Consider the following 13,073-nt stretch of genomic DNA (forward strand, 5'->3'; position numbering starts at 1 on the left):
CTGGCGCACCCGGATGAAGCTGCCCGGCACGGTGCCGCCGAAGGTCCAGAAGGTGTAGCTGACACCTTCGGAAATCGGCATCTCCTTCTCGACCACTTCCAGCTCGACGATGACCTTCGCCGGGTAGTTGCGCTTCAGCGGTGGCGGCACGTGCGGCGGGCTGGTCAGCACCGCGTGGATCGGCTCGCCCTGGGGCGGGCCGAAGTCGCCGTGGGTGGCGGCGATCGCGGCCGGGCTGGCGGCCACCTCCCCCACCGGCGACACCGAAGACGACTTGCCCGAACAGCCGGCCAGCGTCAACGCACCCGCCGCGGCAAGAACGAGTAACAACGAACGTGACATGGGTTTCTCCCTGTGGTTTCTGGACGAAATCGTAGGGAGGCGTCGAAAACCGCGCTTGACGCAAGTCATCTTTGTCGATGGAAAACTGCGCGTGCGTCAAGCCGCCACAGGCACCGAAAATCGCTCAGCGCGGAAGCAGGTTCCTGCCGAGCTGTTGCAGGCGCTCGGGATCACGCAACACCAGCTCGCGACCTTCCAGTTCGATCAGTTCCTGCTGGCGGAAACGGCTGAGCACGCGACTCACGGTTTCCGCGGCCAGGCGCAGATAGTTGGCGATGTCGCCGCGCGACATGCTCAGGTGGAAGCGCGTGCCGGAGAAGCCCCGCTCCTCGTAACGCCGCGCAAGATCGGTGAGGAACGCCGCCATGCGCGCGTCGGCGTTGTGATCGCCGGCCAGCAGGGTGGCCATGCCCAGCTCCTTGCTGATCAGGCTGAACAGGCGCTGCTGCACCGCCGGCATGCGCGTGGCCAGCGCGCTCATCGCGGGGAACGAGAAGCGGCAGAAGTAGGCGGTGTCCAGCGCCACCGCATCGCAGGGGAAGTGGTCCGGATAGATCGCATTGAGGCCGATCACCTCACCCGGCAGATAGAAGCCCAGCACCTGCTCGTGGCCCTCGGCGTCGACCATGCTGGTCTTCACCGTGCCGGCACGCACCGCAAAGATGGAGCGGAACGGATCGCCGGTGCGGAAGACGTGCTCGCCGGCATGAAACGGCCCGACGTGCTCGACCAGGCAATGGAGTTCCAGCAGCTCGGGCTTGCCATAGCCTTCGGCAATGCAGGCGCCGGAAAACGCGCAGGTGCGACAGAAATGGGTTTCGTCGCCGTCGTCGGCAATCGGATTCGGTGGCTCGGGCAGGCGGCCTGCCGGGTTGTTGCGGCGCATGGGAGACCTTGCAAATCGCGCGAATCGGACCAGGCGCGCTGATGTCGGCATATCGCCACCGGCGCGCTGCGAATACCCCGCGATGATACGCAATGCCGACCGCCTCTGCGGCCCGGCCCGCCGGTCATGTCGTCGCACTGCCCCGGCGGCGCGCCGGTTTGCGTTCCGCAAAAAGAACAGGGGCCAGCATCACTGCCGACCCCTGTTTGCATTTGGCGCCCGAAGTTGGACTCGAACCAACGACCCCCTGATTAACAGTCAAGTGCTCTAACCAGCTGAGCTATTCGGGCGTGAGCTGCGTAGTTTGCTGAGCAGGCCGCTGGCTGTCAAGACATCACCGGCGATTCCTGCCACTTTTTCTTCAGGCACCGAGCACCCGGTAGCACGGCTCGTACGCGCTGCCGCCGGGAAGCTTCATGCGGTGCTGTGCCACGAAGGCCTGCAACAGCTTGTCCAGCGCACGCATGATGTCGGCATCGCCGTCGATGTCGAACGGCCCGTTCTTCTCGATCGCCTGCACGCCCTCCTCCTTCACGTTGCCCGCGACGATGCCGGAAAACGCGCGGCGAAGGTCCGCGGCGAGCTCGTGCAACGGCCGGCCATGCCGGATCTGCAGCGCGCGCATCGCCTCGTGGGTGGGCCGGAACGGTTGCTGGAATTCCAGCGGAATCTGCAGCGCCCAGTTGAAGAAGAACGCATCCTTGGTGTCGAGCCGGTTGTGACGCACCTTGTCCAGGCCCTTGATCATGGTGCGCGCCACTTCCTGCGGATCGTCCACGATGATCTGGTAGTGCTGCGCAACCTCGTCGCCCAGGCTCAGCCGCAGGAAACGGTCGATCTGCTCGAAATAGGCGGCCGACTGGCGCGGCCCGGTGAAGATCAGCGGGAAGGGCGTGCCGGCATTGTCCGGGTGCAGCAGGATGCCCAGCAGGTAGAGGATTTCCTCGGCGGTGCCGACGCCACCGGGGAACACGATGATGCCGTGCCCGAGGCGCACGAAGGCCTCCAGCCGCTTCTCGATGTCCGGCATGATCACCAGGTGGTTGACGATCGGGTTCGGCGATTCGGCCGCGATGATGCCCGGCTCGGTGATCCCGATGTAGCGGTTGTGCCGGCGGCGCTGCTTCGCGTGCGAGATCGTGGCGCCCTTCATCGGCCCCTTCATCGCGCCCGGGCCGCAGCCGGTGCAGATGTCCAGTCCGCGCAGGCCGAGCTGGTAACCGACCAGCTTGGTGTAGTCGTATTCCTCGCGCGAGATCGAGTGGCCACCCCAGCACACCACCAGGTTCGGATCCACCTGCGGCTTCAGGATGCGCGCGTTGCGCAGGATCTCGAACACGCCCTGGGTCAGCCCTGCGGATTCGTCCAGGTCGAAGCCGACCTGCTCCAGTTGGGTCGACACGTAGACGATGTCACGCACCACCGCGACCAGCAATTCGTTGATGCCGCGGATGATCTGGCCGTCCACGAAGGCCTGCGCCGGCGCGTTGGTCAGCTCGATCTTCATGCCGCGATCCTGCTGCAGCACCTGGATGTCGAAATCGGGGTACTGCTCGAGGATCGCCCGCGGGTCGTCGCTGATGTTGCCGGAGGTCAGCACCGCCAGCGCACAGCGCCGCAGCAGTGCGTGCAGACCGGAGCCGCTGGCACCGCGCAGGCGCGCCACTTCATGGCGCGAGAGCACGTCCAGGCCACCGATCGGCGAAATGCGGGCGCTCACGACGCCGGTTCTGGCTGGCGCGCCCTTGTAGGTGTCATTCATTCGATTGCTTCTCCATGGCCGCTCCATCGCGGCCGACCTGTTAGCTTCCTGCGTGAACCACGATATGGTCAAGCATAAAAAAACCGGCGCCCTCGCGGGCGCCGGTTGCGTTTCAGACCCGGGACCGAATCAGAACGTGTACTTCACCGTCAGCTGCACCGCCCAACGCTGAGCCAGATCGCTCGGGAAGGTCGAGGTCGGCACCTGCTCCGGGCTGTAGCTGCCATCGTGGAGGTACTTGGAGCCGGAGATGTCGTAGATGTACTTGCCGTCGGCATCCACGCCGTAGAAGTCAGCCAGGTTGCGGTAGCCCGGGAAGTTGGCGCGCTTCTCGATACCCCAGTGCTTGTTCAGCAGGTTGGTGAAGTTGTAGACGTCGAGCTTGATCTTGCCCTTGTTGCCCTTGAACAGGCCAGGAATTTCCTGACTGAAGCTCAGGTCGATCTGGTTGAGCCAGCCTGCATGATCGCCATTGCGGCCGGCGGGGCCGCCCTGATGATCCTTCAGGTAGTCGTTCCCCTTGATGTAGTCGTAGAACTGCTGGATCAGCGCCGGATCGGTACCGGTGCGGAACGACACCTGGCCCGGGTTCGGGATGAATACCAGGTCGTTGCTGAAGCCGTCACCATTGGCATCGTTGCCAAAGGTCCAGCTGTACGGCGAGGCATTGTGGCCGTCATAGAACACGCTGGCGCTGGTGGCGTAATCGCCGAAGAATCGATGCTGCCAGTTCAGGCCGGCGATCACGCGGCGCGGGATCGAGTAGTTCGACGGGCTCGCCTTGTCCTCGTTCGGGTTGAACACGTAGTTGTTGACGTAGTTCGAACGGGCGACGCTGCTGGTACCCGGGTTCACTTCCGTGGCGCGGCTCCAGGTGAAGCCCACCATGCCCGACCAGTCGGTCGAGAACGGCTTCTTCAACGACAGCGCCAGGCTGTCCGCACTGCCGCGGCTGCTGTTGGCCAGGTTGATGGTGCCGTCGGAGAAGGCGCCATTGGCGAGGTAACGCGACTGCTGACCCGACGAACGCGGATCCTTGGTCGGGTTCTTGTAGTAGGTGAAGCGACCATCCGGCAGCACACCGGTGGGAGCACCGATGTTCATGTTCTGATAGTAGATCGCGTCACGCACCTTGATGTGCTGGTAGTCGGCCGTGGCGACCAGGCCCCACCACGGCAGCTCCTTGTCCATGCCCACGCTGAACTTCCACACGCTCGGCAGGCGGAAGCCCGGCGAGACGGTGTTGACCGTCTGCTGACCCGAACCGACCACGCCGTCGTTCTGGTTGTGCGCATCCGGGCTGAACGCCGGCAGATTCGTATTGCAGGGAGCCCTCTGCGTCGGGCCACAGTTGAACTGGGTCTGCGTCGCACCCGAGTTGGAGAAGATGTTGCCGATCCACACGCCTGGCGGGTTGGAGATGAACAGGCCCGCGCCACCACGCAACTGGGTCAGACGCTCGGTGTCGAAGTTGTAGTTGAACGACAGGCGCGGCTGCACCACGCGGTTGCCGTTGATCGTGGTCTGGTTGGTACGACCAAAGCCGCCGGTGGCAGCACCGGTCACCGGATTGGTGCCCGGCGCCGCAGCGAACAGCGGGTTGTAGATCGGCTTGTCGCTCATCAGCGGGATGTCGACGCGGATGCCGTACTGGACCGACAGGTTGTTGGTGACCTGCCAGGTGTCCTGCAGGAACACGCCCCACTGCTTGAGCTCAAAGTTGGCGGCAACGTCATTCAGGCTCAGGCCATCGGCCGGGCGGCTGTAGCGGTACTGGTAATAGTCGCCATTCGCGAAGTTCTCAAGACCGCTCAGGCCGTTGCCGTCCTCGAACGTGTAGCTGCCGAAATAGTTCTGCAGGAACAGGTTGTAGGTCGTGTCGCGCTCGTAGTCGAAGCCGCCCTTGATGGTGTGGTCACCCGCGTAGTACGTGCCCGCCCAGGCGGCGTTCAGCGTCTTCACGTCCAGGATGTTGGCCTGGTACGAATAGTTGGTGCCGAATTCCACCTGCGCGCCGTCGCTGAAACCGACCGGATAGATGGTGATGTCCGGCAGGGCGCCGCCCGCCACTGGATTGCTGCCCTTGTGGAACTTCGCGTACGAGATGGTGGTGTCGGTCGAGAACGAATCGGACCAGTCGTCGTAGAAATGCAGCGCGTAGCTGGTGTTCTTGGTATCGGAGTTGTACCAGCCGCTGGACAGCACCAGCTTGCTGCTGCTGCCGCCGATGGTCGGCTTGCTTTCCTTGGTCTGGCTGAAGGTGAAGCTGGCACGATGGCTGTCGCTGATGTTCCAGTCGATCTTGCCCAGGTAGCGCTTGTCTTCCAGGTCGGTGTTGCCACCGCCCGCGGAGCCGATGTCGGTGATGCCGTACTTGCTGGCGGCAATGTCGCGCACCTGCTGGATCATGTCCGGGGTGAGCCCGTCCACGATGACGCTGGCGCCGCTGCCTTCCGCACCGTAGGGGCTGCCCGAACCGATCTGCTTGCTCTTCTCGGCCGAGATGAAGAAGAACAGCTTGTCCTTGATGATCGGGCCACCGACGGTGGCGCCGCCGGTCCACTGGCGATCGAAGCCATTGAACTTGGCGTCGGCCTCGTTCTTGCCGATCATGTTCTGGTTCTGGAATACGTAGTAGACCGAGCCGTGGAAATCGTTGGTGCCGCTCTTGGTCACCGCATTGACCACGGCGCCCACGCCGCGGCGGGTCGCCACGTCATAGTTCGCGGTGGAGATGTTGTATTCCTCGATCGTGTCCTGCGAAATCGGCGTGGACAGGGTCGGCAGGCCGTTCGCATTCAGGCCGAACGGATCGTTGGCGCTGACCGAATCGACGGTGATGTTGTTGTAGCGGCTGTTCTGGCCGATGGCCGAGAACGAACCGGCGGCGCGGTCGGTGACCACGATGCGCGGATCGAGGCGCACGATGTTCTGGATCGAGCGGTCCGGCGTCGGGGTCGCTTCGATTTCGCGGCTCGACACGTTGGTAGAGATGCCCTTGTTGTCAGCCGAAAAAGTCTGGGCCAGCGAGTTGGCCGAAACGGTGACGCCGCTGAGGTTGGTGGCTGCCTGCTCACTGGCGCCGCCCATCGTCAGATTGACCGGGGTTTCCTGAGCCAGCTGCAGATAGACGTTGTCCTGTTCCGCCTGCGCCATGCCGGCCTTGGAGACGGTCACGTCGAACGGACCGCCCACGCGCAGACCCTGCGAGGAATAACGGCCATCCGGACCGGTGGTGGTGATCTTGGTGGTGCCTGAGGGCTCATGCACGATCTGCACGGTGGCGCCGGCGACCGGCTGGCCGTTGGCGTCGAGCACGCGGCCGCTGATCGAGGAAGAGGTGTCCTGCGCCATGGCAGGCACCGACGCTGCCAGCAACGAGGCAATGGCAAACGGAAGGAGTTTGGTGCGAATTCGGTTATTCATTCTTGATCGACCCTCAGGCTCGCAACGAAAAGGAAACTCAGGTTTGAAGGTCAAAAGCGTGGCTCCGCCCGGCGCAGGCCAGGCAACATCGACACGATCTGCAACCCCAATTGATTTGCGCGGTTCCAAAAGCAGCACGAACCGCAAGAACTCCAGCACGCTGGACCAACCCGCCCGCGGCTTTGTTAAATGATTGTAACGACATTGTATGACATTTTTGTAACGTTTACACGTCACCCCGGCGCGGCGAACCCCTCCCCCAAACGCGAGCACGAAGCTTTTCAAATCAGTCACATGGCGAGCCTTCCCGGGATCGCCATGGCCGTCGTGCGACACCTTATCCAGGGACGCGCCTATACCGAACGGAGAATGTTTGCCGCGGTTTGGCGCACACCAGCCGGATGTCGATTTCGCGAAATCCTCGCGACCGCGTTGCCGCGCCGAAACAACTTGCGGCAGGGGCGAAAGCTCAGGTGCTCGCGTGCAGGAACGAGGCCACGCCGGCCATGAACATCTGCACCGAAAGCGCGATCAGCAGCATGCCCATCACGCGCTCCAGCGCCGTCAGCACGCTCTCGCCGAGCCAGCGGAACAGGTAGGTCGAGCTGAGCAGGATCAGCGCGGTGGCGAGCCATGCCAGCAGCAGGGCCAGCACCCAGTCGGCGGTGCGACCGGGCTGGGTGTTGGTCAGCAGCAGCAGCGCCGCCATCGCCGAGGGGCCGGCAACGCCAGGTATCGCCATCGGCACGATGAACGGCTCGCCGCCACCGGATTTGCCGAAGATGCCGCCGCCATCAGCGGGCGGGAACACCATGCGGATGCCGATCAGGAACAGCACGATGCCGCCGGCGATGCTGATCGACTCCTGCCTGAGCTGCAGAAGATGCAGGATGTACTGGCCGCCGAACAGGAAGGCCAGCAACACGCCCAGCGCGATCAGCAGCTCGCGCACCATCACGTGGCGGCGGCGCTTGGGCGGCACGTCCTTCAGCAGGCTGAGGAACAGCGGGATATTGCCCAGCGGGTCCATGATCAGGAACAGCAGGATGCCCGCGGACAAGGTGGTCATCTGCGCTTCCATCTCGACTCCATGTTTGATCGACGCCGGTGTGGCGCCCTTTCGGAGGACCTGCTGCCGATCAGCCGGCCCGCAGGTCCAGTATCGTGCCGCGCGCCGGGGCGCCCCGCGCGCCCAGCAGGTGAATCGCCGCGGCGGCGGTGGCATCTGGCAACGGTCGCTGCAGCAGGTCTTCGCCGAAGTAAGCCAGCTGCCGCAGCGCCGTGCGCATTGGCGCCGGCAACAGGGCATGCACCCGCAGCGGGCCGGTGTCGGTTTCCTCGTGGAGGATCGCCGCGAAACGCTCCAGCGCCGCCTTCGATGCGCCGTAACCGCCCCAGTGCGCGCGCTGCAGCAACTCGGGGTCGTCCAGCACGAACACCACGGCACTGTCATCGGCCTGGGTCAGCAGCGGCAGGCAGGCCTGGGTCAGCGCGAACGGTGCGTTGGCGTTGACATGCATCGCGCGCAGCCAGGCGTCCGGCTTGTGCATGGTGATCGGCGTGAGGCCGCCGAAACTCACGGCGGCGTGCACGATGCCGTCGAGGCGACCGAAGTCGCGCTCCAGCCCTTCGGCCAGCGCGGCATAGTCCTTCGGCGTGGCCACTTCCATGTCCAGCGGGTGGATCACCGGCTCGGCCAGGCCTTCGGCGAGCATCGCGTCGTAGAGTTGCTCGAGCTGGCGCTTGCGCTTGCCGGTGATGACGACGGTGGCGCCCGCACGCGCCGCGGCCCGCGACACCGCCCCGCCGAGGCCACCGTAGGCGCCGGTGACCAGCACCACGCGGCCGGCCAGGATATCGCTGGCGGGCTGCCAGTCATCGGGCAGGCGAGAAAAAGGCAGCATGCTCAAAGTGCGACTCCGGCAACGTCGCTGGCCATGCGCGACAGCTCGCCGGCAGCCTTCAGCTCCTCGATGATGTCGCAACCACCGATCAGCTCGCCCTGGATGAACAACTGCGGAAACGTGGGCCAGTTGGAAAAGTGCGGCAACGCGGCGCGGATGCGCGGATCGGCCAACACGTTCACGGCCTGGAACACCGCGCCGGCTTCGGTCAACGCCTTCGCGGCGCGACACGAAAAGCCGCACATCGGAAACTCCGGCGTGCCTTTCATGAAAAGCACGATGGGATGCGCGGCCAGCATCGCCCTGATTTGCTCGTTGATGTCCATAGTTCGGTGATTCATCTTTACAATGCAGGCAGAGCGCTATTGTATCAGCCAGCCGTCGGCTGCCGTCCGCTGCGCCGACCTTTTTCCCAGCCAACGTCAAGGAGCCTCAACATGGCGATCGAACTTCCCCCGCTTCCGTACGAAAAGAACGCGCTGGAGCCGCACATTTCCGCTGAAACGCTGGACTTCCACTACGGCAAGCATCACCAGGCCTACGTGACCAACCTCAACAAGCTGATCGAAGGCACCGAGTTTGCCGACGCACCGCTCGAGGACATCATCCGCAAGTCGTCCGGTGGCGTGTTCAACAATGCCGCCCAGATCTGGAACCACACCTTCTACTGGAACTCGATGAGCCCGAAAGGTGGCGGCGAACCCGGCGGCAAGCTCGCTGACGCGATCAACAAGGCGTTCGGCTCGGTCGACAAGTTCAAGGAAGAATTCAGCAAGTCCGCCGCCGGCAACTTCGGCTCCGGCTGGACCTGGCTGGTGCAGCGACAGGACGGTTCGCTGGGCATCGTCAACACCTCGAACGCGGCCACGCCGATCACCGGCACCGACAAGCCGCTGTTCACCGCCGACGTATGGGAACACGCCTATTACATCGACTACCGCAACGCCCGCCCGAAGTATCTGGAAGCGTTCTGGAACCTGGTGAACTGGGACTTCGCGGCAAAGAACCTCGCCTGAAGTCCGGCCATCTGAAAACGGGAAGCGGGGCCGCCAGCGGCTCCGCTTTTTTCATGCCTGCGCGAAACCCCGATCAACCGAGCCGATCATCGGCCAAGTGGTAGTGCGGGTCTTCGGCGGCGTTCGATTCGATCATGCCGCCCGCCTTCAGCAGCAACTCGGCGCAATCCGGACTCAGGTGGCGCAGCTGCAGTCGTTTGCCGAGCTTCTGATAGCGCTCGGCCAGCGTATCGATGGCCTCGATGGCGGAGTGATCCATCACCCTGGCCCGGCCGAATTCCACGATCACCTGCTGCGGGTCATCTTTGGGATTGAACAGGTTCTGGAAATTGCGGGTCGAGGCGAAGAAAAGCGTGCCCTTCAGCTCGTAGATGCGGCGGCCTTGCGCATCGGTGTGCGTGTCCACCTCGATCTGGCTCGCGTGCTGCCAGGCGAATACCAGCGCCGAGATCACCACGCCCAGCAGCACCGCCAGCGCCAGGTCGGTGAAGATGGTCACCACGGTGACCGCCACGATCACCAGCGCATCCGCGCGCGGCACCTTGCCCAGCACGCGCACGCTGCCCCAGGCGAAGGTCTTCGCCGACACCACGAACATCACCCCGATCAGGGCCGCCAGGGGAATCCGTTCGATCAGCGCCGAGCCGAACAGGATGAAACTGAGCAGGCCCAGCCCGGCGACGATGCCGGACAGGCGATGCGTCGCGCCGGCACCGACGTTGATCATGCTCTGCCCGATCATGGCGCAGCCGCCCATGCCGCCGAACAAGCCGGTCACCACGTTCGCCGTGCCCTGCGCCAGGCATTCACGGTTCGGCTTGCCGCGGGTATCGGTCATCTCATCGATCAGGTTCAGGGTCAGCAACGACTCGATCAGCCCGACCATGGCCATGATCAGCGCGTACGGAAACACGATGCGCAGCGTGTCGGCATTCCATGGCACATCGGGAAGGTGAAAGCTGGGCAAGCCGCCCCTGATCGACGCGAGATCGCCCACCGTGCGGGTTTCGATGCCGAAGGCATTGGTCAGCACCGCAACCGCCAGGATCGCCACCAGCGCCGAAGGCACTGCCCGGGTCAGCCGCGGCAGCAGGTAGATGATCACGATCGCCATCGCGACCAGGCCGAGCATCACCCACAGGGTGTGACCCGCAATCCACTGGCCATGCTGCTGGAAGTGCGGCATCTGGGCCAGGAAGATCACGATCGCCAGGCCGTTGACGAAGCCCAGCATCACCGGGTGCGGCACCATGCGGATGAACTTGCCCAGCCGCAGCGCACCGAACAGCAACTGCAGCAGGCCCATCAGCACCACGGCGGCAAACAGATATTGCACGCCGTGCTGCACCACCAGCGCCACGACCACCACCGCGATCGCACCGGTGGCTCCGGAAATCATTCCGGGCCGGCCACCCAGCACTGCAGTGATCAGGCACATCATGAAGGCCGCATACAAGCCCGTCAGCGGATTGACGTGGGCGATCACCGCAAAGGCGATCGCCTCGGGCACCAGCGCGAAGGCCACGGTGAGACCGGACAGCGTGTTGCTCTTCGCCTGGGCGAGCGAAAGGGACATGGGGGTTCCTGGAATGATGAATGGCCCCGACGGCGCACGTGGCTCGGGCCGGCAATCCGCCGTGCCGTCGGGCCGCGGGAATATCGGGAAGAAGGCGAATGACATGTCTGGCCGGCGTGGGCGTTCGGCCAGGCCGCCAGGTTTCGGACTGCGGCTTTAGGACAACGCCTCGATGGTCGGACGCGCCTGCGCCTGACGTCCCATCGCGTCCGCCATGTCCGCCAGCCGCGTGGCCAGCACGGCCGCCTCGTCGGCGCATACGGTGGCGTGTCCCACCTTGCGTCCGGGTCGTGCCTGCTTGCCGTAATCGTGCCAATGCGCGTCGAGGGTCCCCAGCACGCCGACCGGCTCGGGCAACTCACCGATCCAGTTGAACATCGCCGACACGCCGCGCGCACCGGTATCCCCCAGCGGCATGCCGAGCACGGCCCGCACGTGGTTCTCGAACTGGCTGGTGCGGGCGCCCTCGATCGTCCAGTGCCCGGAGTTGTGTACCCGCGGCGCCATTTCGTTGCCGAGCAACTCGCCATCCCTGACGAACAGCTCCAGCGCGAACACCCCCACATAACCCAGCCGTTCGGCCAGGATGCGGGCCAGTTCGGTGGCGCGCCCCTGCAGCACGTCGATGTCCGGCGCCGGCGCCAGGCTCATCGACAGCACGCCGTCGACATGCCAGTTGCGGGTCAGCGGCCAGGTGCGGAAGTCACCGTCGCGGCCGCGCACGGCAAGCACCGACAGCTCGCGCTCGAACGGCACGAAGGCCTCGAGGATCAGTCCATGGGCCGGTGCCTGTGCGCCGAGCGCCGCCCAGGCCGCGTCGGCATCGGCTGCCTCACGCAAGCGGAACTGGCCCTTGCCGTCATAGCCGAGCCGCCGCGTTTTCAGGATGGCCGGCGCGCCGACCCGGGCCAGGGCCTGGTCCAGCTGCTCACGGGTGTCCACCGTCATGAAATCGGGCGTGGGCAAACCGCATTCGCGGAACAGGGTTTTCTCCGCCAGTCGATCCTGCGCCACTGCCAGCGCCTGTGGCGCGGGAAACACCGCCACGCGCTCGGCCAGCCAGTGCGCGGTTTCGGCAGGCACGTTCTCGAAATCGAAAGTCACCACATCCACCTGCGCGGCAAACTTCTCCAGCGCCGCGTAGTCGGTCCAGTCGGCCACCACCAGCGGCGCGACCTGGCCTGCGCAGGCATCGGCCGCGCTGTCCACCACCAGCGACTTCACTCCCAGCGGCGCCGCCGCCAAGGCCAGCATGCGCGCCAGCTGGCCACCACCGAGTACGCCCAGTACGGGCTGCTGCCGTTCGCTCATTGGCGCGGGTCCGGCTGTTCCAGCACGGCCTGGGTCTGGCGCTGCCGCCAGTTCTCCAGCGCCGTCGCCAGGGAAGGATCGTGCAGCGCCAGCACCGCCGCCGCCAGCAGGCCTGCGTTCACCGCGCCGGCGCGACCGATGGCCAGCGTTCCAACCGGGATGCCGGCCGGCATCTGGGCGATCGACAGCAGGGAATCCATGCCGTTGAGTGCCTTCGACTGCACCGGCACGCCGAATACCGGCAGGCGGGTCTTGGCCGCCAGCATGCCTGGCAGATGGGCGGCGCCACCGGCGCCGGCGACCACCACCTGGATGCCGCGAGCCGCCGCCTGTTCCGCGTAGCTGAACAGCAAGTCGGGCGTGCGGTGCGCGGAGACCACCCTGACCTCATGGGCAACGCCCAGTTCGGTCAGCACGTCGACCGCGTGCTGCATGGTTTCCCAGTCCGAGCGCGAGCCCATCACGACGCCGACGCGCGGCTGCATGCTTGTTCCTGTCATGGCCGGAATGCCCAAAAACGGCTATTGTACGGGCTTTCTCCACCCCGGCACACCCAAGCGAACCATGGACAAGCGCCTGCTAGACATTCTGTGCTGCCCGGTCAGCAAAACTCCGTTGCGTCCCCTGAGCAAGCGTGAACTCGAGGCACTGAACGAGGGCATCGGCAGCGGCAAGGTCGACACCGTAGCCGGCGTGGCGGTGGGCCAGCGGGTCAGCGAAGGCCTGATCACCACGGACGGCAAGGTGATCTACCGGGTCGAGGACGGCATTCCGGTCATGCTGCCCGAAGAAGGCATCGGCACGCTGCAACTGGCCGATTTCCCTGCGGCCTGAGGCCGCAGCACCGGCC

The 13,073-nt window shown here is 64.9% G+C and carries 11 protein-coding genes, 1 tRNA gene and 1 pseudogene; 2 read left to right on the forward strand and 11 right to left on the reverse strand.

What is annotated here, in order from left to right:
* The 8 genes and pseudogenes from ASD82_RS07935 to grxD form a co-directional block, all read right to left on the reverse strand.
* A pseudogene (locus ASD82_RS07935) lies at window positions 1–342 on the reverse strand (nitrite reductase, copper-containing); the annotation flags it as partial.
* A gap of 124 nt (window positions 343–466) precedes the next feature.
* Window positions 467–1,228 (reverse strand): helix-turn-helix domain-containing protein, encoded by a 762-nt coding sequence (locus ASD82_RS07940; RefSeq protein ID WP_007807994.1) that lies wholly within the window; start codon window positions 1,226–1,228, stop codon window positions 467–469.
* Between the two features lie 213 nt (window positions 1,229–1,441).
* A tRNA-Asn gene (locus tag ASD82_RS07945) sits at window positions 1,442–1,518 on the reverse strand.
* A gap of 71 nt (window positions 1,519–1,589) precedes the next feature.
* Window positions 1,590–2,990, reverse strand: coding sequence for a nucleotide 5'-monophosphate nucleosidase PpnN (ppnN, locus tag ASD82_RS07950; RefSeq protein ID WP_056717299.1), 1,401 nt, complete (start codon window positions 2,988–2,990; stop codon window positions 1,590–1,592).
* A gap of 129 nt (window positions 2,991–3,119) precedes the next feature.
* Entirely contained in the window at window positions 3,120–6,416 is a 3,297-nt protein-coding gene (locus ASD82_RS07955; protein WP_056717300.1) for a TonB-dependent receptor, read from the reverse strand.
* Window positions 6,417–6,885: 469 nt separating this feature from the next.
* Window positions 6,886–7,485: a YhgN family NAAT transporter gene (locus ASD82_RS07960; RefSeq protein WP_056717347.1), complete on the reverse strand. Its 600-nt coding sequence runs from the start codon at window positions 7,483–7,485 to the stop codon at window positions 6,886–6,888.
* A 70-nt stretch (window positions 7,486–7,555) separates the two neighbouring features.
* Window positions 7,556–8,326 carry an SDR family NAD(P)-dependent oxidoreductase gene (locus tag ASD82_RS07965; protein ID WP_082585280.1) on the reverse strand — a complete coding sequence of 257 codons (771 nt, stop codon included), beginning with the start codon at window positions 8,324–8,326 and terminating at the stop codon, window positions 7,556–7,558.
* Window positions 8,323–8,646, reverse strand: coding sequence for a Grx4 family monothiol glutaredoxin (grxD, locus tag ASD82_RS07970; protein WP_056717302.1), 324 nt, complete (start codon window positions 8,644–8,646; stop codon window positions 8,323–8,325). The genes ASD82_RS07965 and grxD overlap by 4 nt, the downstream gene beginning before the upstream one ends.
* 111 nt (window positions 8,647–8,757) lie before the next feature.
* Between grxD and ASD82_RS07975 the strand changes: the two genes are divergently transcribed.
* On the forward strand, window positions 8,758–9,336 hold the full coding sequence (locus ASD82_RS07975; protein ID WP_007807983.1) for a Fe-Mn family superoxide dismutase: 579 nt from the start codon (window positions 8,758–8,760) through the stop codon (window positions 9,334–9,336).
* Window positions 9,337–9,409: 73 nt separating this feature from the next.
* Here ASD82_RS07975 and ASD82_RS07980 read toward each other — a convergent pair whose 3' ends face one another.
* From ASD82_RS07980 to purE, 3 genes are all read right to left on the reverse strand, one after another.
* Entirely contained in the window at window positions 9,410–10,912 is a 1,503-nt protein-coding gene (locus ASD82_RS07980) for a SulP family inorganic anion transporter (RefSeq protein ID WP_056717303.1), read from the reverse strand.
* 156 nt (window positions 10,913–11,068) lie between these two features.
* Window positions 11,069–12,223: a 5-(carboxyamino)imidazole ribonucleotide synthase gene (locus ASD82_RS07985; RefSeq protein WP_056717304.1), complete on the reverse strand. Its 1,155-nt coding sequence runs from the start codon at window positions 12,221–12,223 to the stop codon at window positions 11,069–11,071.
* Window positions 12,220–12,723: a 5-(carboxyamino)imidazole ribonucleotide mutase gene (purE, locus tag ASD82_RS07990; protein ID WP_056717305.1), complete on the reverse strand. Its 504-nt coding sequence runs from the start codon at window positions 12,721–12,723 to the stop codon at window positions 12,220–12,222. The genes ASD82_RS07985 and purE overlap by 4 nt, the downstream gene beginning before the upstream one ends.
* Window positions 12,724–12,787: 64 nt before the next feature.
* Here purE and ASD82_RS07995 point away from each other — a divergent pair, with 64 nt between their 5' ends.
* Window positions 12,788–13,057, forward strand: a complete 270-nt coding sequence (locus ASD82_RS07995) for a Trm112 family protein (protein ID WP_056717306.1) — start codon at window positions 12,788–12,790, stop codon at window positions 13,055–13,057.
* The last annotated feature ends 16 nt before the right edge of the window (window positions 13,058–13,073 follow it).

The organism is Rhodanobacter sp. Root179, from assembly GCF_001428465.1.
Classification (GTDB): domain Bacteria; phylum Pseudomonadota; class Gammaproteobacteria; order Xanthomonadales; family Rhodanobacteraceae; genus Rhodanobacter.